This is a genomic window from Modestobacter sp. SSW1-42, from assembly GCF_046635825.1.
Lineage (GTDB): Bacteria > Actinomycetota > Actinomycetes > Mycobacteriales > Geodermatophilaceae > Modestobacter.
The window spans coordinates 684224-703052 of record NZ_JBISCA010000003.1 but is presented as its reverse complement, the minus strand read 5'-3'; the positions used below and the strand labels follow the sequence as shown (position 1 = coordinate 703052).

Genomic DNA, 18829 nt, shown 5'->3' with positions numbered 1-18829 from the left:
GACGGGCCCCCTGGGCACCGGACGGCGGTGCTGTCAGGATCACGGTGGAGTGGCCTGCGCCACTCGGCGTGCGCGCGGCAACGGAGCCGTGCGGGGAGGTGGGGCAGATGGAGACAGCAGGGTCGGTCGCGGTCGGCACGAGGACCGCTGCGGGCGTCGCGGCCGCGGACGTGGTGCGGCACGCCCCCGACGGGCTGGCGGTCATCGACGCCGACGCCCGCTTCGTCGACGCGAACACCGCCGCGGTGGCCCTGTGCGGCCTGGACCCGGAGCAGGTGGCGGGCACCCCGTCGCCGTTCGCCCCGCCGCAGGACGCGGCGGGCACCGGCCGGTCCGGTGAGCTGACCGTCGCCTGGGAGCCGGTGACCGGTCAGCGGCGCGAGTTCAGCTACGTGCTGTCCCGCGTCCCGGGCGAGGACCGGTGGATCGTGTCGTTCCGCGACGTGACGCTGAGCCGGCTGCGCGAGCGGCGGCTGGCCGCGATCGCCAAGGCCGCCTCCAGCGTGGCGTCGAAGCGCTCCCTGGTCGGCACGCTGGAGGTGCTCGCCCGGGAGGTGGCGCGGTCCGACGCGATCGCCAGCGTCCAGGTCCTGACGGTGAACTCGACCGGGGACCGGCTGCACGTCGTCGGCGCCTGGGGCTTCCGGCGCTCCACCGACTTCTTCGACAAGCTCATGGAGTGCCGCGCCCTGGGTGCCCGGCTGATGATGCTGGAGGCGCTGGAGACCCGGCAGCCGGTGGTCGCCGCGAACCGCTACGACGCGGTCATGGCCGACCCGGCGTGGGCGCCGCTGCAGCAGCTCATGCGCCACCCCCGCTGGGACTGGTTCGTCAGCGTCCCGCTCCTGGCGCGCGGTGAGCCGGTGGGCATCCTCAACGCCTTCTTCGCCCCCGGCCAGGTGGTCGGCGACACCGAGCTGGAGTTCCTGCTGGCGATGGCCGAGCAGGCCGCGATGGCCGTCGACCACGCAGCGCTGCTGGAGTGGGAGCGCGACGTCGCCCGCCGCGAGGAGCGCCAGAAGCTGGCCCGCGACCTGCACGACTCGGTGGTCCAGCAGGTGTTCTCGATGATGATGCAGGCGCGCTCGCTGGAGGTGCTGGTCGCGCGCGGGCTGCCGCCCAGCCCGGAGGAGGTCGCCCAGGTGGCCGACGACCTGAGCAGCGCCGCCCAGGACGTGCTGGCCGACCTGCGCGGCATGGTGGTGGAGCTGCGGCCCGCCGCGGCCACGGCCGGCGGGCTGGTCCCGGCGGTCCGGTCCCTGGTCGACACGACCGCGGCCCGCACCGGCGTGCCGGTCGCCCTCGAGGTCGAGGACCGCGGCGACGAGCTGGCCGCGCTCGACGCCGCGCTGCTCGAGGACGTGTACCGCGTCGTCGCCGAGGCCCTGCACAACACCGTCAAGCACGCCGACGCCTCGCAGGTGCACGTCCGGCTGGCGGTGGCGCCGCACGGTGGCCGCCGCCGGCTGATCGCCGAGGTCACCGACGACGGCCGGGGGATGGGCGACCCCGCCGGCCCGGCCGGCCCCGCGGTGGCCGGGAACTGCACGTCCAGCGGCTTCGGGATGACCGTGATGCGCGAGCGCGCCGCGCGGTGGGGTGGCGCCGTCCGGGTCCGGCGGCCGGCGGCGGGCGGGACCAGCGTGCTGCTGAGCCTGCCCTTCCCGACCACCCTCCCGGTGACCCCGTGCGAGCCGGAGGTCGCGCCGTGACCGGCCCGCACCCGATCCGGGTCCTGGTCGTCGACGACCACTCGGTCGTCCGCCGCGGGGTGGTCGCCTACCTGGAGGCGCTGGCCGACGTCGAGGTGGCCGACGAGGCCGCCGACGGGCAGGAGGCGCTGGACCGGCTGGCCCGGGCGTCCGCGCACGGTGAGCTGCCCGACGTCGTCCTGATGGACCTGCAGATGCCCGGGATGGACGGGGTGACCGCCACCGCGGAGGTGCTGCGCCGGTGGCCGCAGCTGAAGGTGGTCATCCTGACCAGCTTCGGCGAGACCGAACGGGTGCACGCGGCGCTGGAGGGCGGGGCGTCGGGCTACCTGCTCAAGGACGCCGGTCCCGCCGAGGTCGACGCCGCGCTGCGGGCGGCGGTGCGCGACGAGGTGTTCCTCGACGCGGCGGTCACCCGCCGGCTGACCCAGGAGCTGCGGGCGCCGCGCACCGGCCTGGGGGTGCTCACCGCCCGGGAGAAGGAGGTGCTGATCCTGGTGGCCGAGGGCCGGTCGAACAAGGACATCGCCGAGCACCTGGTCATCAGCGAGCGCACGGCGCGCACGCACGTCAGCCACCTGCTGGCCAAGATCGGGCTCACCTCCCGCACCCAGGCGGCGCTGCTCGCGGTGAAGGAGGGGCTGGTGCAGCCCCGCTGACCCGGGTGCGTCAGATGTCGCGCGCGGGGGCCGTCAAGCGGGCGATCCGGCGACCGGCGCCGCCGCCCTACGGTGGCCGCAGGCCGGGCAGCCGAAGCCCTCGTCCCGTGGCCCGGCCGCCCGTCGGAGGAGGGCGCGTGACCGTCGCTGCCGGTACCGCCGGGGACCTGGCCCCGCTGGACGTCGTCTGCGCCGCGGCCGGCATCTCCCTCGCCGTCCCGCCCGGGTCCTCGGTCCTGGAGGCGGTGCGCGCGGCCGGGCTGGAGGTGCCGGCGGCGTGCGCCGACGGCTGCTGCGGCCTGTGCGAGACCCGGGTCCTGGAGGGCGTCCCCGAGCACCGGGACGGCGTCCTCACGGCCGAGGAGCGCACCGTGGGGGAGACGATGATGATCTGCGTCTCCCGGGCCGCGACGTCCCGGCTGGTGCTCGACCTGTGACCGCCCGCCGGCGGCACCACGACGGATGACGTAGGGCGGGCCTGCCGCGCCGGTGCGCCGGCCATGACATCGGGCCGATCCCGCCGGCCGGTCCCGTCCCTAGCGTGGGCGTCACGGGCGTGGGTGCGCCCGACCGGGCCCGCGGGCCCCCGGAGGAGGGCGGCGCATGACCACGTTCGTGCTCGTGCACGGGGCCTGGCACGGCGGGTGGTGCTGGGACCGGGTCGCCCCGCTGCTGCGCGCGGCCGGCCATGAGGTGCACGCGCCCACGCTCACCGGGTTGTCCGAGCGGGCGCACCTGGTCTCGCCGCTGGTCGGCCTGGAGACCCACGTGCAGGACGTGCTCGGGCTGGTCGACGTGCTGGGGCTCACCGACGTCGTCCTGGTCGGGCACAGCTACGCCGGGCAGGTGGTGAGCGCCGTCGCCGACCGCCGCCCGCAGGCGGTCGCCCACCGGGTCTACCTCGACGCCTTCGTCGGCGCGGACGGCGAGTCGGCGCGGGACCTGCTGCCCGCGACGGTCGAGCACCACTGGGCGGAGTCCGCGGCTGCGCAGGGCTTCGGCTGGCTGGTGCCGGTGCGCCGGCTGTCGGTCCTCGGCGTCACCGAGCAGGCCGACCTGGACTGGCTGGAGCCCCGGCTCACCCCGCACCCGTGGCGCACCTACACCGACCCGCTGCGGCTGACCGGCGCCGCGGACGCCGTGCCCGCCACCTTCGTCGAGTGCGTCAGCTGGATGCGCGTCTTCGCCGGCCAGGCCGACCGCGCCCGCGCCCGCGGCTGGCCGGTGCACGAGCTGGCCACCGGCCACGAGGCCATGGTCACCGCACCGGCGGAGCTGGCCCGCGTGCTGGCCGACGTCGCCGCCCGTCCCGTCCCGGAGGTGGTCTGAGTGGAGTTCCTGGTGCGGTCGGAGAACCGGCTGCCGCCCGACACCCCGCCCGAGCGGCGCGCGGAGCTGCGGGCCGGCGAGCGCGCCCGCGCGATGGAGCTGCGCGCCGACGGCGTGCTCGTGCGGCTGTGGCGGGTGCCCGGCCGCAACGCGACCATCGGCCTGTACGAGGCCGCGGACCCCGCCGCCCTGCACGAGGCGCTGATGTCGCTCCCGATGTCCCCGTGGCTCGACGTCCACGTCGAGGCGCTCGCCACCCACCCCCAGGAGCGGACATGACCCGACCCCACCGCGCGAGAGGACCCCGGCGGCCATGAGCCCAGCAGCGGGACGGCGCGACCTGCCCGGCACGCCGGTCTTCGACGGCGACACCAGCCGGCGCGGGCTGCGGATGAACAAGCTCTTCATGAGCCTGCGCGACCCGGCGGCCCGGGAGCGGTTCCTGGTCGACCAGGCCGCGTACTGCCAGGAGTTCGGGCTCTCGCCCGCGCAGCAGCAGGCCGTGCTGGCCCGGGACTGGCAGGCGATGATCGAGCTGGGCGGCAGCATCTTCTACGTCTACAAGCTGGCGATGATGGACGGCCGGTCGATGCAGTACCTCGGCGGGGTGTTCACCGGCATGGGCGAGGACGCGTTCGTCGCCGCGATGCGCGCGGGGGGCCGCCGCGATGGCTGAGGTCATCTGGGGCCTGGCGACCTCGCACGTGCCCTCGATCGGTGCGGCGATGGACCGCGGGAAGACCGACGACCCGCACTGGAAGGCGCTCTTCGACGGCTACGCCCCCGCCCGGGCGTGGCTGGCCGAGCACCGGCCCGACGTCGCGATCGTGGTCTACAACGACCACGCCAACGGCATCGACCTCGACGTCGTCCCGACCTTCGGGCTGGGCACGGCCGAGCGGTACGAGGTCGCCGACGAGGGGTTCGGCCGCCGGCCGGTGCCCGACGTGGTCGGCCACCCGGAGCTGTCGTTCCACCTCGTGGAGAGCCTCGTGGACGAGGGCTTCGACCTCACCGTCTTCCAGGAGCTCGCCGTCGACCACGGGTTCACCGTGCCGCTGTCGGTCTGGACGCCGGACCCGGGCGAGGCGTGGCCGTGCCCGGTGATCCCGCTGCTGGTCAACGTCATCCAGTACCCGCAGCCGACGGCGGCGCGCTGCCACGCCCTGGGCCGGGCCCTGGGCCGGGCGCTGCGCAGCTTCCCCGAGGACCTCACGGTCGGCCTGCTGGGCACCGGCGGCATGTCGCACCAGCTGGCCGGTGCCCGCGCGGGGTTCATCAACCCCGACTTCGACGCCCTCTGGATGCAGGCGATCGAGACCGACCCGGCCCGTCTCGCGGCGCTGTCCCGCGAGGAGCTGATCCGCCAGGCCGGCTCCGAGGGCATCGAGCTGATCATGTGGCTGGTCATGCGCGGGGCGATGGACGAGCAGGTGACGAGGGTGCACTCGGACTACTTCGTACCGGCGTCCAACACCGCCGCGGGCATCGCGCTGTTCGACAACCGGGCCCCGCAGGCCTGAGCCGGCACGGCCGGCCCGCACGACCGGGTCACGACGAGGCCCCCGGGGAGATCTCCCCGGGGGCCTCGTCGTGCGTGGTCAGGAGGCTGCGGCGCTCCGCCAGCCGCCGTGGTACTCGGTCCGCGCCGTCTCCGCGTACGGGGCCGGGCTGACGACGGCGCGCACGGAGAACTGCTCGTGCGGCTCGACGTTGGACTTCCTGCTGCCGCCGTCCGGCTCGCCCCAGACGACCCGGACCTCCGCGCCGATCGGCACGTTCGGGTCGACCGTGGCCAGCGACAGGCCCTTGCGCTCGTTGGCGCTGTAGCCGGTGAACAGGGACGCGCCCACCACCGTGCCGTCGGCGTCGACGACCGAGTCGAAGTTCGACGAGCCGTAGTTGGCGTTGGGCAGGTCGAACACCTGGTACCCCGGGGCCGGCGCCACGATCCCGCCCAGCAGCGTCGTCAGGTCCTCGTCGTTCCAGGCGAGGGTGACCTTGCGCCGCTGGGTGGCCGGGTCGATGGCCTGCAGGGCGTCGCGGCCGATGAAGTCGTGGTCGAACTTCACGAAGGAGCCGTAACCGAGCTCCCAGGGGTTGAGGTAGTAGTCCCGGATGTCCTCGGACACGAAGCTGCCGGCCAGCGCGTTGGTCGCCTCGTAGCCGGTGGCCGGGAGCCACTCGCGGTAGGGGCGCAGCTCCTCCGCGGTGTAGATGGCCGGCAGCGGGGAGGGGATCCAGCCCGACTCCAGGGTGTTGGAGGAGTAGGCGCGCGAGCCGCACGGCTCCAGCCCGAACTCCGCACCCGCCTCGAGGATGGTCTCGCGCACCTTCTCGTAGGAGTCGTAGGGGCCCCAGATCTCCAGCCCCGGGGCGCCGGCCATGCCGTGCCGCAGGGTGCGGACCGTCTCGCCGCCGATGTTCATCTCCGACATGCGGAAGAACTTCAGCTGCTCCAGGTCGCCGCCGTGCAGCTTCTCGATCAGCGGCCAGGCGTTGGGGCCCTGGATCTGGAACCGCCACACGTCCCGGGTCACGGCCTTGCCGTAGGGCCGCGAGGACGAGCGCGGGTCGTTGCGGACCTCGACGTCGTAGCCGGTGGACGCCCGGAACTCCAGCCAGTTGGCGACCGGGGCCCGCCCGACGAAGACGTACTCGTCCTCGGCGAGGTGGAAGAGGATCCCGTCGCCGATGACCCCGCCCTCGGGCGAGACCGGGACGAACTGCTTGGCCATGTTCACCGGGAAGTTGGCGACGCTGTTGATGCCCGTGTCGGAGATCAGCTTCAGCGCGTCCTTGCCCGAGATCCAGGTGTTGTACATGTGGTGCGACTGGTCGAAGAGCACGGCGGTGTCCCGCCAGGCCTTCTGCTCCCGCCGCCAGTTGGTGAACTCCGAGGGCACCACCGGGTAGATGTAGGTGCCGATCTGGGAGTCGCGCAGCATCCCCACGGTGTCGCCGGTCTGGTCGAGGAGCTCCTGCAGGTTGTTCGCGGTCATGTGCACCCGTCCTCGTGTGCTTCTGGTGGACACCCGCCCCGGTGGGGCGGGCTGGTGGCCGGGGAGCCGGCCGGTCTGGGGAGGTCGGCCGCACGCCGCGCGGCCGGCTGCGGTCAGCCCGCCGGACCGTCGTGCTCCTCGAGCTCGTCGATCCGCTCGGTGGCGAAGGAGTGGGCGATCATCCAGCTGGCGAACCGGGTGATGCGGGCGTCGACGACCAGTGGCCGCTCGCGCGACCCGGCCACCCAGTCCGCGACGCCCTTGAGGTCGGAGACGGTGCGCACGGTGACCGCCTCGCAGCCGTAGCCGCGGGCGATCGCGGCGATGTCGGTCTCCGGGAACTCGACGATGCCCAGCGGGTGGCCCTCGGGGCCGAAGTGGTGCACCTCGGCGCCGTAGGCGTGGTCGTTGTAGACGACGACCACCAGCGGCAGCGCCAGGCGCACGGCGGTGTCCAGCTCGACGTGGCTCATCATGAAGCCGCCGTCACCGACCCCGGCGACGGCCACCCGCCCCGGGGAGGCCAGGCCCGCGCCGATGGCGGTGGACAGGCCCAGGCCGATCGACTGGAACGCCAGGGTGAGGCAGTAGCCGCGCTCGTCGGGCACGTCGAGGAACATCGCCGGGTAGCCGTTGAAGTTGCCGCCGTCGGGGGCGACCACCCGCTCGATCGGCAGCACCTCGTTCAGCGCGGTGCTCAGCGTGCGCGGGTCGATCAGCTCGCCGGTGCTGGTGTCCTCGTACGGCTCGTCGCGCCAGCGCCGGCCGGCGCGGATCCGGGCCGACAGCTCCGGCGTCCGCCACGACGGCGCCGTGCGGGGGCGGGCGCGCAGCTGCTCGACGGTGGCCGCGGCGGTCGCCGCCACGTCGCCGACGACCCCGTGGTCGATCCGGACGTGCACGCCCAGCGCGGCGGGGTCCTCGTCGACCTGGACGACGGTGGCGTCGGCGGCCAGCAGCTCACCGCCCCGCAGCGTCCACACGTTGAGCGAGGCGCCCCAGCCGACGACGAGGTCGGCGGAGCCGATCAGCTCGGCGGCCATCGGGGTGGCGAACCCGCCGGAGACGTCGACGGACCACTCCAGCCCCTCGAACAGCCCGCGGGCCACCGCCGAGGTGGCCAGCAGCGCGCCGCTGAGGTCGGCGAGCTCGGCGAGGACATCGCGGGCGCCGGACAGCCGCGCACCCCGGCCGGCGATCAGGACCGGCCGCTGCGCCGTCCGCAGCAGGTCGGCGAGCTGCTCGACCGAGCGCGGGCCGGCGACGGCCGGCTCGAGCACCGGGGGAGCGAACGGGGGCAGCGCGTCGGCGGGCACCTCGGCCTCCTGCACGTCCAGCGGCAGGTTGAGCACGACGGTGCGGCGGTCGACGGCGGCGCGGCGGAAGGCGCGGACGGCGTCGTGCACGGCGGTGCGCGGGGAGGTGATCGTCTCGGAGTGGATGCCGAGCCCGCGCAGGACGGCGGGCTGGTCGATGTTGAAGTTCGACAGCGTGTTCCAGCCGGCCGTGTCCGCGGCGAGCACCAGCAGCGGGGTGCGGCTCTTGGCCGCCTCGGTGAGGCCGGTCAGCGCGTTGGTCAGGCCACAGCCCTGGTGGAACGTCGCGGCGGCCACCCGCTGGGTGGTGCGGGCGTAGGCGTCGGCCATGATCGCCGCGCCCGCCTCGTGCCGGGTGGCCACGAACCGCGCCCCGGCGGCGACCAGCGCGTTGGTCACGTGGAAGTTGCCGCTGCCGACCACGCCGAACACCTGGTCCAGCCCCTGCCGGGCCAGTTCCTGCCCGATCGCCTCTGCCACGCGCACGGTCGTCCGTCCTCTCGGGTGTCTGCTCAGGTGGTGCGGTCCGGCCGCCGCGCCCGGGGTGGCCCGGGCGCGGCGGGAGCGGTCAGCCGCAGAACAGGTCGTCGGCGGTGGGGGCCTCCTCGACGATGTCGTAGGTCTCCAGGAAGCCCATCTGCTGGTCGATGGCCTCGGCGTCGAGCTCGGGCTGGAAGACCGGCAGCCGCATCCGGCTCGCCACCTCGGCCGGGATCTTGGTGTAGGTCGGGATGATCTGGCGCACGGCGTCGGGGTTGTCCCGGGCGTACTCGAGCGACTTGGTCATCGCCGCCTCGAACTTCTGCATGAGCTCGGGCTCGGAGCTGAAGATCTGCTGGCTGGTGGCGTAGGAGCCGTTCGGGTACTCGGGGGCGATCGCCGACTGCGGGGCGAAGACGACCTTGCCGCCCTGGTCGATGACCGTGGTGACGAAGGGCTCGGAGGTGTAGCCGGCGTCGATGCGGCCGGCGGCGACCGCGGCGGGCACCTCCGGGAAGGGCACCTCGATGAGCTTGACGCTGCGCCAGTCGACGCCCTCCTGGTCCAGCGCCGCCTTGATCATCACCTCGGCGACGCCGCCCAGGCCGTTGACGCTGACGGTCTTGCCCGCGAGGTCGGCCGGGGAGGCGATCGGGCTGTCGCCGCCGGCGACCATCACCTGCCAGTCGTCCTCGGGCGTGGTGCCGGTGGCGTCGCTGGCGGTGAGCACGCAGATCGGCACGTTCTTGGCCGCGGCGATGCCTGCGGAGATGTAGCCGACGAAGCCGATGTCGTAGTCGCCGGCGACCATCCCGGTGATGATCTCGTTGCCGCTCTGCAGCACGGTCGGCTCGACCACCAGCCCCTGCTCCTCGAAGAAGCCCTGCTCCATGCCCAGGTACATCGGGGCGGAGTTGCCGATGGGGAGGGTGCCGATCTGGATCGTGGTGGTCCCTCCGGCGGCGGCGTCCCCACCTCCTCCGGAGTCGGACTCGCTGCCACCGCAGCCGGTGGCCGCGAGCGCGACGACGGCGAGGCCGGCGACCGCTGATGTCGTGCGACGGGTGATCGGGCGGGGGCTCATCAACTCTCCTTTGAGTCGTCGTACGGGAGGAACGGGGCCGGTCGCGGCCGGTCAGACGGGTGCGTCGGTGAGCTCCGGGCGCTTGATCGAGCGCCACACGTAGCCGCGCAGCTGCGCGAACTCCGGCAGCTCCTTGGTGTCGACCTGGTCGCGCGGCCGGGGCAGCGGGATGTCGACGATCTCCTGCACCCGGGTCGGTGAGGGCGTCAGGACGATGACCCGGTCGCTGAGGTAGACCGACTCGTCGATGTCGTGGGTGACGAACACGACCGTGACCCCGTACCGGGCGCGCAACTGCAGCACGAGGTCCTCGAGGTCGGCCCGGGTCTGGGCGTCGACGGAGGCGAAGGGCTCGTCCATCAGCAGGATCTCGGGCTGGTAGGCCAGCGCCCGGGCGATCGCCACGCGCTGCTGCATGCCCCCGGACAGCTGCCACGGGTACTTGGCGCCGGCCCCGGCCAGGCCGACCGACTGCAGCGTGTCCCGGATCAGCCCGGTCGCCTCGCCCTTGCCCAGCTTGCGGTGCTTGAGCGGGAAGGCGACGTTCTGCTCGACGGTCATCCACGGGTAGAGCGACCGCGAGTAGTCCTGGAAGACCAGCGCCATCTTCTCCGGCGGCCCGGTCACCACCTCGCCGTCGAGGTGGACGGTGCCGGAGCTGGGCGTGAGCAGCCCGGCGATCATCTTCAGCAGCGTGGTCTTGCCGGCCCCGGACGGGCCGACGATGCAGACCAGTTCCCGCTGCTCCACGGTGAAGCTCAGGTCGGCCACCGCCTCGAAGGCACGCTTGGTGCCCTCCTGGTAGACCTTCCGCAGGTTCTCGACTCGCAACACGGGCGTACCTCCGCAGGTCAGCCGGCGCCGGCGCGGGCACCGCGGTGCCAGCGGAGCGCGCGGCGCTCGATGGACAGGAAGACGACGTTCAGCACGTAGCCGAGGAGCGCCAGCAGGAAGATCCCGGCCCACATCTCGGTGATGGCGTAGGTGCGCTGGGACTGCAGGACGAAGTAGCCGATCCCGTTGGTGCTGCCGACCATCTCGGAGACGACCATCATGATCACGGCGAGGGACAGGCTGACCCGGGCGCCGGCGAACATCTGCGGTGCTGCCGAGGGCAGCACCACCCGGAACAGCCGCTCGTGCCACGGGATCTGGAAGCTGCGTGCGGTCTCCCGCAGCGCCGGGTCGACGCCGGCCACGCCGTCGATGGTGTTGAGCAGCACCGGGAACAGGCAGACGAAGGCGATCAGGGCCACCTTCATCCCCGAGCCGACGCCCAGCAGCAGGATGCCGGCGGGGATGAGCACCGGGGCGGGGATCGCCCGCAGGAACTGCACGACGGGGTCGACCATCCGGCCCAGCGTCCGGGAGGAGCCCAGCGCCACCCCGAGCACGACGGCCGCGACCACGGCCAGCGCGTAGCCGGCGAAGAGCCGGCCCAGGCTGGGCAGCACGTCGGTGCCGACCCGCTCGAACAGCCAGGTGTCGCCGAACGCCCGGAAGACGTCGAGCAGCGGCGGGAAGTAGAACGACTCGCTGTCGGCCGACAGCAGCGCCCACACCGCCAGCACGGCGATCGGGACGGCGACCTCCAGGCCGACCCCCAGCACGCGGATCGACCGCTTCTCCCTCATCGGTTCCGCTCCCGCTGCGAGGCGTGCCAGTGCAGCAGCCGGCGCTCGACGGCCGACAGCGCGATGTTGAGGACCCAGCCGATCAGCCCGGTCACGATGATCAGCGCGTACATGGTGTCGACGGCGCCGCTCTGCCGCGCGACGTTGATCTCCTGGCCGAGCCCCGGCGCCCCGAGCACCAGCTCGACGGTGACCGACAGGATCAGCGCCACCGCCGAGGAGATGCGGACGCCGGTGACCACGTAGGGCAGGGCACTGGGCAGCACCACCCGGCGCAGCCGCTGCAGCGGCGGGATGCCGAAGGAGCGGGCGGTCTCCATCGCCGTCGGGTCGACGTCCCGGACGCCGTAGAGCGTCTGCAGCAGGATCGGCCAGGTCGCGGCGAAGGAGGCGAGGAACCACTTGCCCTCGAGCCCGGCGCCGAAGACCAGCGCGGTGAGCGGGATGAGCGCCACCGACGGGATCGGCCGGAGGAACTCGACGATCGTCCGGGTCGACATGAACAGCAGGAACACCGAGCCGATCAGGATGCCCAGCGGCAGCGCGATGACCAGGGCGGTGCCCAGCCCCAGCGACCAGCCCTGCAGCGTCTGCCCGATCGGCTGCCACAGCGTCCCGTCGGCGACCCGGGACCCCAGCGCGCGGAACATCTCCGACGCCGGCGGCAGGAAGCGCCGGTCGACCAGGCCCAGCCGCGGGGCGAGCTCGAAGACGGCCACGGCGAGGGCCACGCCCAGCAGCGGCAGCGCCCAGTCCGACGTCCGCCGGCGGCCGGCGCGCGCCGCGTCGTCGGACCGGCTGCCGGCGGGGCCGGGCGCGGCGGCGTCGGCCGAGGCGGCCGGGGCCGGGCTCCCCGGCGCCTCGGCGACGACCGGCTGGGCGCCCTGGCTGGACCTGGTCACGTGCCTCCCGTCGAGGACCTCGGACGCACCGCGCAGGAAGTGAGCGGCGTCACCGTTCGGGGCGAGCGTAGGGCGGCCGACGGGCCCGGGGACACGGCTCTTCGGCGACCTGGAGCGCGCGATGTGGCCCGGTCGACCACGTCGGACCGGCCTGCCCGCCAGGTCATTTGTCGCGTCTCTCGGGGATCGGGGCCCGGACGGCGACGCCGCGACCGCGCCGCGGGTAGGCAGGGCGCGAGCGGTCGGTCGGCGAGGGGAGCGGTGCATGGCGCTGGAGCCCGGGCCGGCCCGTACCTGCACGTCCTGGGCGGCGGTCGTCAGCCTGGCCGCCGCCGGGGTGGTGGCCGCCGTCCAGATCGGCAAGGGCGCCGCCGCCCTGCCGGTGCTGACCGAGCAGTTCGGGCTCAGCTCCGCGGCCGCGGCCTGGTTCCTCTCCGTCGTCAGCGCGATGGGTGCGGCCGCCGGTGCGCTGCTCGGCTGGCTGGGCCAGGGCCTGGGCTTCCGCCGGCAGGTGCAGCTGGGGCTGCTCGCCGTGGTGCTGGCCAACCTGGCGGGTGCGGTCGCCGCCTCCACGCCGTGGCTGCTGGGTGCCCGGGTCGCCGAGGGGCTGGGCTTCGTGCTGGTGGTCCTGGCCGCGCCCGCGCTGCTGCCGTCGCTGGCCGCGCCCGGCCACCGCCGGCTGGTCGTGGGCGGCTGGGGGGTGTACATGCCGGTGGGCTCGGGGCTCGCCGTGCTGTTCGTCCCGCCGGCGCTCACCGGCTGGGGCTGGCCGGTGGTCTGCCTGGCCGACGCCGCCTGCACCGCGGCGGTGCTGGTGGCGGTGGCCCGCTGGGTGCCGCCCGGACCGGTCCGCCGGCTGCCGCGCGTCGATGGGCTGACCCGCGCGTTGCGCGCCCCGGGCGTGCTGTGCGTGTCGGGCCTCTTCGCCCTCTACGCCGCGCAGTACCTGGCCGTCGTCGGTCTGCTGCCCACGCTGCTGGTGGGCGCCGGCCAGCTCTCGCTGCCGGCGGCGGGCACGGTCACCGCCGCGGTCTTCCTGGTCAACGCGCCGAGCAACCTGCTGGGCGCGCTGCTGCTGCACCGGGGGTGGTCCCGTCGCGCGCTCTTCCTCGGTGGGGCGGCCTGCATGGCCGCCACCGTGTGGCCGCTGTTCGACCCGGGCCGGCCGTTGGGGGTGCGCATCGCCGCGGCCCTGACGTTCTCCGCGTGCTCCGGGGTGGTGCCGGCCGCCGCGTTCAGCGGGGTCGTCGCGATGTCGGCCAGGTCCCCGTCGGCGGGGGCGTCGGTCGGGCTGCTGATGCAGGGCTCGGGCATCGGGCAGCTCCTCGGCCCGCCACTGGTCGTGGCGGCCGGGGCAGCCGGCGGGTGGACGGCCCGGCCGCTCGTCCTGGGCGCCCTCGCCGCCGGGCTCGCGGTCGCGGGCCTGGCCTACGGCCGGCTGGAGCGCCCGGTCGCCACCGGCCCGGCGGCGGTCACCGGCCCACCCGCCGGACCAGACCGGCGTCGACGTCGGCCACGGTCGCGCACCCGCTGAGCGCCATCGCCCGGTCCAGCTCGGTGCCCAGCACGTCGAGCACCTTCTCGACGCCGGCCTGCCCGCCGGCGGCCAGCCCGAACAGGTACGGGCGCCCGATCATCACCGCCCGCGCGCCCAGGGCGAGCGCCTTGAGGACGTCGGTGCCCCGGCGCACCCCGCCGTCGAGGAACACCTCGGCGCGCCCGGCGACCGCGTCGACCACGGCCGGCAGCGCCTCGATCGTGGCCGGCACCCCGTCGAGCTGCCGCCCCCCGTGGTTGGAGACGACCACCCCGTCGACGCCCTCGTCGAGCAGCCGCTGCACCTGCTCCGGGCCGAGCACCCCCTTGACCACCAGGGGACCGGGCCACAGCGCCCGGACCGAGGCCAGGTCGGCCCAGGTGACCGGCGACGGGGAGGCCAGGATCTGCTCCTGGGTGGCCCGCACCGACAGCCCGCGGCTGCCCGACAGGGGCCCGGGCAGCTGCACCGCGCCGCGCACGAAGTCGACCGCCCAGGCGGGCCGGCCGGCCCCCTGCAGCGCCAGCCGGGGCCGGATGCGGACCGGCAGCGCGGTGCCGTTGCGCCGGTCGCGCTCCCGCCCGCCGAACACCGCGGTGTCGACGGTGAGCACCAGCGCCCGGTAGCCGGCGGCGACCACCCTGTCGACCATCGCCGCGGTCCGCGACCGGTCGGCGGGCAGGTAGAGCTGGTACCAGGAGCTGCCGCCGCCGGCCGCGGCCACGTCCTCCAGCGACCAGCTGGTGACGGTGCCCTGCACGTACACGGTGTGCCGGGACGCCGCGGCCGCCGCGACCGCCAGTTCGGCGTGCCGGTGCGCCACGCGCGCGCCCCCGGTCGGCGCGAGCAGCACCGGCAGCGCCACCGGCTGCCCGAGCACCTCGGTGCGCATCGACCGGGTGGTCACGTCGACGAGCGGGCGCGGGGTGACCAGCAGGTCGCGGAAGGCGGTCTCGTTGCGGGTCAGCGTGAGCTCGTCGTCGGCGCCGCCGTCGATGGTGTCGAAGACCGGGCGCGGCAGCCGCCGCCGGGCGGCCTCGCGGACGTCGGCGAGGTTGACCGCGCGGTTCAGCCGCACGACCGGCTCGGGGTGGGTCGGGAGCGCATCGCGGACCTCCGGGGGGTCGTCCACCCGGCGGGCGCCGGAGGGCCCGGAACCTGCCACGCCGGCCGTCCTCCCGCCACCCCCGGACGCCGGGGTGGTCTTGCGCTGCGGGAACGGCGTCTGGTTGCTTGTGCGCCATGGACCGCACGGTGACGCAGACCACACCCGTCGACGAGCTGCGGGGGCTGCTGCCCGCGGGGCGGGTCGTCACCGACCCGGCGGAGACCGAGCCGTACCGCCACGACTGGACGCGGATGCCCGCCGGCCGGCCGCTGGCCGTGGTGCTCGCCGAGAACGCCGCGGACGTGCAGGCCGCCCTCGGCTGGGCCGCCCGGCACCGCGTGCCGGTGGTCCCACGCGGCACCGGCACCGGCCTGGCCGGTGGTGCCACGGCGGTCGAGGGCTGCCTGGTGGTGAGCACCGAGCGGATGACGGCGATCGAGGTCGACCCGGCCACCCGCACGGTCGTGGCCGGGGCCGGTGCGCTCACCTCCGCGGTCAAGGACGCCGCCGCGCTGCACGGGCTCTGGTACCCGCCGGACCCCGGCTCGTTCCGCATCTCGACGATCGGCGGGAACGTCGCCACCAACGCCGGCGGCATCTGCTGCGTCAAGTACGGCGTCACCACCGACTACGTGATGGGCCTGGACGTGGTCCTGGCCGACGGCCGGCTGGTCACCCTCGGCGGACGCACGGTCAAGGACGTCGCCGGGCTGTCGCTGCTCAAGCTCTTCGTGGGCAGCGAGGGCACGCTCGGGGTGGTCACCCGGGTGGTGCTCCGACTGGTCCCGCTCCCGGCCCCGTCGGCGACGCTGGTGGCCTGGTTCGACAGCACCCGGGCCGCGGCGGAGGCGGTCGTGGCGATGTCGCTGCGGGTGCGCCCGTCGATGCTCGAGCTGATGGACACCGGGGCGGTCAACGCGGTCGAGGACTTCCGCCCGATGGGCCTGGACCGCGACGCCGGCTGCCTGCTGGTCGGCCAGTCCGACGCCCCCGGGACGGCGCGGGAGGCGGAGGTGGCCGTCATGGTGGCGTGCTGCGAGGAGGCCGGGGCGTTGCGCGCGTACGCCCTCGACGACCCGGTCGAGGGCGACCTGTTCCTGGAGGCGCGCCGCGCCGCGGGCCCGGCGATCGACGCGCTGGGCGACGTCCTGGCCGAGGACGTCTGCGTGCCGGTGGACCGGCTGCCGGTGGCCATGGCGCGCATCGAGGCCGTCGCGGCGGCGACCGGCACACCGATCCCGGTCTTCGCCCACGCCGGCGACGGCAACCTGCACGCCGCGATCGTCCGCACCCCCGGGGACGAGGACTCCGCCCGCCGGGCACAGGAGGCGTTCGAGGCGGTGCTGCAGGTCGCGCTCGACTGCGGCGGCACCATCAGCGGCGAGCACGGGGTGGGGCGGACCAAGGTCGGGGTGCTGCCCCGCCAGCTCGGGCCGGACGTGATGGACGTCGGCCGGCGGGTGCGGGACGCGCTGGACCCGCTGGGCATCCTCAACCCCGGCGTCCTCTGGTGAGCCCGGACCGTCCCGCGCGATGTCAGCAGGATTGTTGACGATCCTGTCGACAGCCCGCTAGCGTCGCCGCCCTGCGGACCGGGGAGGTCGGGATGGGCACAGCCGGGCACGAGGACGCGGCGGGCAGCCTGCGGGCGGCGATCTCGCGGGGCGACCTGCCGCCGGGCGTCCGGCTGGTCGAGGCCGACCTGGTCGAGGTGCTCGGCGTCAGCCGCGGGACCGTCCGGTTGGCCCTGGACGCGCTGGTCGCCGAGCGGCTGGTGGAGCGGATGCCCCACCGCGGCGCGCGGGTCCGGGTGGTGTCGACCGCCGAGGCCGTCGAGATCACCGAGTGCCGGCTGCCGCTGGAGGCGCTGCTCGCCCGCAAGGCCGCCGAGCGGGTCACCGACGCCGAGGCCGACCGGCTGCGCGCGCACCTGGACTCCATGACCGCGGCCGTCGACTCCGGTGACGTGCTCAAGTACGGCGAGCTCATCCAGCAGCTGCACGGCCTGGTGGCCGAGGCCGCCCGGCACGCGGTCGCCGCCGACCTCGTCGGGAAGCTGCAGGCGCAGCTGGTGCGCCACCAGTTCCGGCTCTCGCTGCGGCCCGGGCGCCCCCGGGTCAGCCTCGCGGAGCTGACCGAGCTGGTCGCGGCGGTCACCGGGCGCGACCCCGACCGGGCCGAGGCGGCCGCGGTCGCGCACTTCCGCAGCGTCATCGCGGCGCTGTCCCAGCCGACCCCCGAGCCCGGAGGCCCCGCATGAGGAACGTCGTCGTTACCGATCCGCCCCGCGCCGACCCGGCGGACGCCGAGACCCTGGGCGGCTTCGGGGTCGCCACCGTGCACGAGGCCCTGGGCCGGGTCGGCTACCTGGGCCCGGCGTTCCGGCCGGCCTGGTCCGGCGCCCGGATCGGCGGCACCGCGGTGACCGCGCTGTGCTGGCCCGGCGACAACCTGATGATCCACGTCGCCGTGGAGCAGTGCCGGCCCGGCGACGTCCTGGTGGTCGCCACGAACTCGCCGTCGACCGACGGGCTGTTCGGCGAGCTGTTCGCCACCGCGCTGGCCCAGCGCGGGGTCCGCGGCGTCGTACTGGGCAGCGGCGTGCGCGACGTCGCCGAGCTGCGTGCGATGGGCTTCCCGGCCTGGTCGACCGCGGTGAGCGCGCAGGGCTCGGTCAAGGCGACCGCGGGGTCGGTCAACGTGCCGGTCGTCCTCGGTGGGCAGCTGGTCTCACCGGGCGACGTCGTCCTGGCCGACGACGACGGCGTGCTTGTGGTGCCGCGCGGCGACGTGCCGCGGGCGCTGTCGGCCGGGCAGGCGCGGCTGGACAAGGAGGCGGCCACCCGTGCGGCCTTCCGGCAGGGCGAGCTCGGGCTGGACCGCTACGGCCTGCGCGCGAAGCTGCCCGACTTCGGCATCGAGTACGTGCCGCACGCGGAGTGGGCGCAGCAGCCGTGAGCTACGACGACACCGGCGTCCGCTGCACCATGCTGCGCGGCGGCACCTCGCGCGGGCTGTTCTTCGAGGCCGGCGACCTGCCGGCCGACCCCGCCGCGCGCGACGACCTGCTGCTGCGCCTGATGGGCACCCCGGACCCCCGGCAGATCGACGGCCTGGGCGGTGCCACCACGCTCACCAGCAAGGTCGCGCTCGTGTCGCCCTCGGAGCACCCGGACGCCGACGTCGACTACCTGTTCCTGCAGCTGGGCGTCGACGACGCCACGGTCAGCGACCGGCAGAACTGCGGCAACGTGCTGGCCGGGGTCGGGCCGTTCGCCGTCGAGCGCGGGCTGGTCCCGGCCGGCGACGGCGAGACCAGCGTGCGGATCCGGATGGTCAACTCCGGCAGCGTCGCCGTCGCCACCTTCCCGACGCCGGGCGGGCGGGTCGAGTACCGCGGCGACGCCGGGATCGCCGGCGTCCCCGGGACGGCGGCGCCGGTGGTGCTCGCGTTCACCGACACGGAGGGCTCGGCCACCGGCGCGCTGCTGCCCACCGGGCGCGTCCGGGACACCGTCGCGGGCATCGAGGTCACCTGCGTCGACAACGGCATGCCCGTCGTGCTCGCGAGGGCCGAGGCGTTCGGGCTCACCGGGTACGAGCCGCACGAGGAGCTGGCCGCCGACGCGGACCTGCTCGCGCGGGTCGACGCCTTCCGCCGCGAAGCCGCGGAGCTGATGGGCATGGGCGACGTGGCCACGTCCTCGGTGCCCAAGACGGTGCTGCTCGCCGCCGCCCGCGACGGCGGAGGAGTGTGCACGCGGTCGTTCATCCCGGTGCAGCCGCACAGCTCGATCGGCGTCCTCGGTGCGGTCAGCGTGGTCACCGGGATGCTGCTGCCCGGCGCGGTCGGGCACGAGCTCACCGCCGGCTGGCCGGCCGGCACCTCGCAGGTCGACGTCGAGCACCCGACCGGCCACCTGCTCGTCGACGTCGTCGTCGACACCGGCGTCACCCCGCCGCGGGCGGTCCGCTCCGGCGTCGTGCGCACCGCCCGCAAGCTGTTCGACGGCACGGCCTACCCCCGCGCCTGAAGGACCCCCTGCCAGGACCCCGTGCTCGAAGG

At 74.9% G+C, this 18829-nt stretch carries 19 protein-coding genes; 12 read left to right on the top strand and 7 right to left on the bottom strand.

What is annotated here, in order from left to right; all coding sequences use genetic code 11:
- Positions 1-107: 107 nt before the first annotated feature.
- From ACGBYP_RS13705 to ACGBYP_RS13675, 7 genes are all read left to right on the top strand, one after another.
- Entirely contained in the window at positions 108-1712 is a 1605-nt protein-coding gene (locus tag ACGBYP_RS13705; protein WP_411584975.1) for a histidine kinase, read from the top strand.
- Positions 1709-2371: a response regulator gene (locus ACGBYP_RS13700; RefSeq protein ID WP_411584973.1), complete on the top strand. Its 663-nt coding sequence runs from the start codon at positions 1709-1711 to the stop codon at positions 2369-2371. The genes ACGBYP_RS13705 and ACGBYP_RS13700 overlap by 4 nt, the downstream gene beginning before the upstream one ends.
- A gap of 137 nt (positions 2372-2508) precedes the next feature.
- Positions 2509-2808 (top strand): 2Fe-2S iron-sulfur cluster-binding protein, encoded by a 300-nt coding sequence (locus tag ACGBYP_RS13695; RefSeq protein WP_411584970.1) that lies wholly within the window; start codon positions 2509-2511, stop codon positions 2806-2808.
- Positions 2809-2974: 166 nt separating this feature from the next.
- Positions 2975-3700 carry an alpha/beta fold hydrolase gene (locus ACGBYP_RS13690; RefSeq protein ID WP_411584968.1) on the top strand — a complete coding sequence of 242 codons (726 nt, stop codon included), beginning with the start codon at positions 2975-2977 and terminating at the stop codon, positions 3698-3700.
- Positions 3701-3979, top strand: coding sequence for a muconolactone Delta-isomerase family protein (locus ACGBYP_RS13685; RefSeq protein WP_411584966.1), 279 nt, complete (start codon positions 3701-3703; stop codon positions 3977-3979). It begins immediately after the preceding gene.
- 34 nt (positions 3980-4013) lie between these two features.
- Positions 4014-4376, top strand: a complete 363-nt coding sequence (gene ligA, locus ACGBYP_RS13680; protein WP_411584964.1) for a protocatechuate 4,5-dioxygenase subunit alpha — start codon at positions 4014-4016, stop codon at positions 4374-4376.
- Positions 4369-5223, top strand: a complete 855-nt coding sequence (locus tag ACGBYP_RS13675; protein ID WP_411584962.1) for a class III extradiol dioxygenase subunit beta — start codon at positions 4369-4371, stop codon at positions 5221-5223. The genes ligA and ACGBYP_RS13675 overlap by 8 nt, the downstream gene beginning before the upstream one ends.
- Before the next feature lie 78 nt (positions 5224-5301).
- Here ACGBYP_RS13675 and ligM read toward each other — a convergent pair whose 3' ends face one another.
- The 6 genes from ligM to ACGBYP_RS13645 all read right to left on the bottom strand — a co-directional run bounded on the left by ligM (position 5302) and on the right by ACGBYP_RS13645 (position 12118).
- Positions 5302-6702, bottom strand: a complete 1401-nt coding sequence (gene ligM / locus ACGBYP_RS13670; RefSeq protein WP_411584960.1) for a vanillate/3-O-methylgallate O-demethylase — start codon at positions 6700-6702, stop codon at positions 5302-5304.
- Positions 6703-6815: 113 nt separating this feature from the next.
- Complete coding sequence (locus tag ACGBYP_RS13665) at positions 6816-8504, bottom strand: thiamine pyrophosphate-binding protein (protein ID WP_411584959.1); 1689 nt, start codon at positions 8502-8504, stop codon at positions 6816-6818.
- 82 nt (positions 8505-8586) lie between these two features.
- Positions 8587-9582 (bottom strand): ABC transporter substrate-binding protein, encoded by a 996-nt coding sequence (locus tag ACGBYP_RS13660; protein WP_411584956.1) that lies wholly within the window; start codon positions 9580-9582, stop codon positions 8587-8589.
- A gap of 51 nt (positions 9583-9633) precedes the next feature.
- Positions 9634-10416 (bottom strand): ABC transporter ATP-binding protein, encoded by a 783-nt coding sequence (locus ACGBYP_RS13655; protein WP_411584953.1) that lies wholly within the window; start codon positions 10414-10416, stop codon positions 9634-9636.
- Between the two features lie 17 nt (positions 10417-10433).
- The gene (locus ACGBYP_RS13650; protein ID WP_411584950.1) at positions 10434-11216 is read right to left on the bottom strand and encodes an ABC transporter permease; all 783 of its coding nucleotides are present in this window, start codon (positions 11214-11216) and stop codon (positions 10434-10436) included.
- Positions 11213-12118, bottom strand: a complete 906-nt coding sequence (locus ACGBYP_RS13645; protein ID WP_411584947.1) for an ABC transporter permease — start codon at positions 12116-12118, stop codon at positions 11213-11215. Before ACGBYP_RS13645 ends, ACGBYP_RS13650 begins: the two co-directional genes overlap by 4 nt.
- Positions 12119-12383: 265 nt before the next feature.
- Between ACGBYP_RS13645 and ACGBYP_RS13640 the strand changes: the two genes are divergently transcribed.
- Positions 12384-13652 carry an MFS transporter gene (locus tag ACGBYP_RS13640; RefSeq protein WP_411584944.1) on the top strand — a complete coding sequence of 423 codons (1269 nt, stop codon included), beginning with the start codon at positions 12384-12386 and terminating at the stop codon, positions 13650-13652.
- On the opposite strand, the gene ACGBYP_RS13635 is transcribed toward ACGBYP_RS13640, so the two are convergent.
- Positions 13591-14820, bottom strand: coding sequence for an alpha-hydroxy acid oxidase (locus ACGBYP_RS13635; RefSeq protein WP_411584942.1), 1230 nt, complete (start codon positions 14818-14820; stop codon positions 13591-13593). The genes ACGBYP_RS13640 and ACGBYP_RS13635 overlap by 62 nt on opposite strands.
- Positions 14821-14909: 89 nt before the next feature.
- Between ACGBYP_RS13635 and ACGBYP_RS13630 the strand changes: the two genes are divergently transcribed.
- The 4 genes from ACGBYP_RS13630 to ACGBYP_RS13615 all read left to right on the top strand — a co-directional run bounded on the left by ACGBYP_RS13630 (position 14910) and on the right by ACGBYP_RS13615 (position 18797).
- Positions 14910-16277, top strand: a complete 1368-nt coding sequence (locus tag ACGBYP_RS13630) for an FAD-binding oxidoreductase (protein WP_411584939.1) — start codon at positions 14910-14912, stop codon at positions 16275-16277.
- Positions 16278-16369: 92 nt separating this feature from the next.
- Positions 16370-17023: a GntR family transcriptional regulator gene (locus ACGBYP_RS13625; RefSeq protein WP_411584938.1), complete on the top strand. Its 654-nt coding sequence runs from the start codon at positions 16370-16372 to the stop codon at positions 17021-17023.
- Positions 17020-17721, top strand: coding sequence for a 4-carboxy-4-hydroxy-2-oxoadipate aldolase/oxaloacetate decarboxylase (locus ACGBYP_RS13620; protein WP_411584936.1), 702 nt, complete (start codon positions 17020-17022; stop codon positions 17719-17721). Before ACGBYP_RS13625 ends, ACGBYP_RS13620 begins: the two co-directional genes overlap by 4 nt.
- Entirely contained in the window at positions 17718-18797 is a 1080-nt protein-coding gene (locus ACGBYP_RS13615; RefSeq protein WP_411584934.1) for a 4-oxalomesaconate tautomerase, read from the top strand. The genes ACGBYP_RS13620 and ACGBYP_RS13615 overlap by 4 nt, the downstream gene beginning before the upstream one ends.
- Positions 18798-18829 lie beyond the last annotated feature (32 nt).

What these genes read in the sequence shown, in the direction of transcription:
- ACGBYP_RS13705 (WP_411584975.1), top strand. Translation starts at nt 108, where the DNA reads ATGGAGACAGCAGGGTCGGTCGCGGTCGGCACGAGGACCGCTGCGGGC.
- ACGBYP_RS13690 (WP_411584968.1), top strand. Translation starts at nt 2,975, where the DNA reads ATGACCACGTTCGTGCTCGTGCACGGGGCCTGGCACGGCGGGTGGTGC.
- ligA (WP_411584964.1), top strand. Translation starts at nt 4,014, where the DNA reads ATGAGCCCAGCAGCGGGACGGCGCGACCTGCCCGGCACGCCGGTCTTC.
- ACGBYP_RS13675 (WP_411584962.1), top strand. Translation starts at nt 4,369, where the DNA reads ATGGCTGAGGTCATCTGGGGCCTGGCGACCTCGCACGTGCCCTCGATC.
- ligM (WP_411584960.1), bottom strand. Translation starts at nt 6,702, where the DNA reads ATGACCGCGAACAACCTGCAGGAGCTCCTCGACCAGACCGGCGACACC.
- ACGBYP_RS13660 (WP_411584956.1), bottom strand. Translation starts at nt 9,582, where the DNA reads ATGAGCCCCCGCCCGATCACCCGTCGCACGACATCAGCGGTCGCCGGC.
- ACGBYP_RS13650 (WP_411584950.1), bottom strand. Translation starts at nt 11,216, where the DNA reads ATGAGGGAGAAGCGGTCGATCCGCGTGCTGGGGGTCGGCCTGGAGGTC.
- ACGBYP_RS13640 (WP_411584944.1), top strand. Translation starts at nt 12,384, where the DNA reads ATGGCGCTGGAGCCCGGGCCGGCCCGTACCTGCACGTCCTGGGCGGCG.
- ACGBYP_RS13625 (WP_411584938.1), top strand. Translation starts at nt 16,370, where the DNA reads ATGGGCACAGCCGGGCACGAGGACGCGGCGGGCAGCCTGCGGGCGGCG.
- ACGBYP_RS13620 (WP_411584936.1), top strand. Translation starts at nt 17,020, where the DNA reads ATGAGGAACGTCGTCGTTACCGATCCGCCCCGCGCCGACCCGGCGGAC.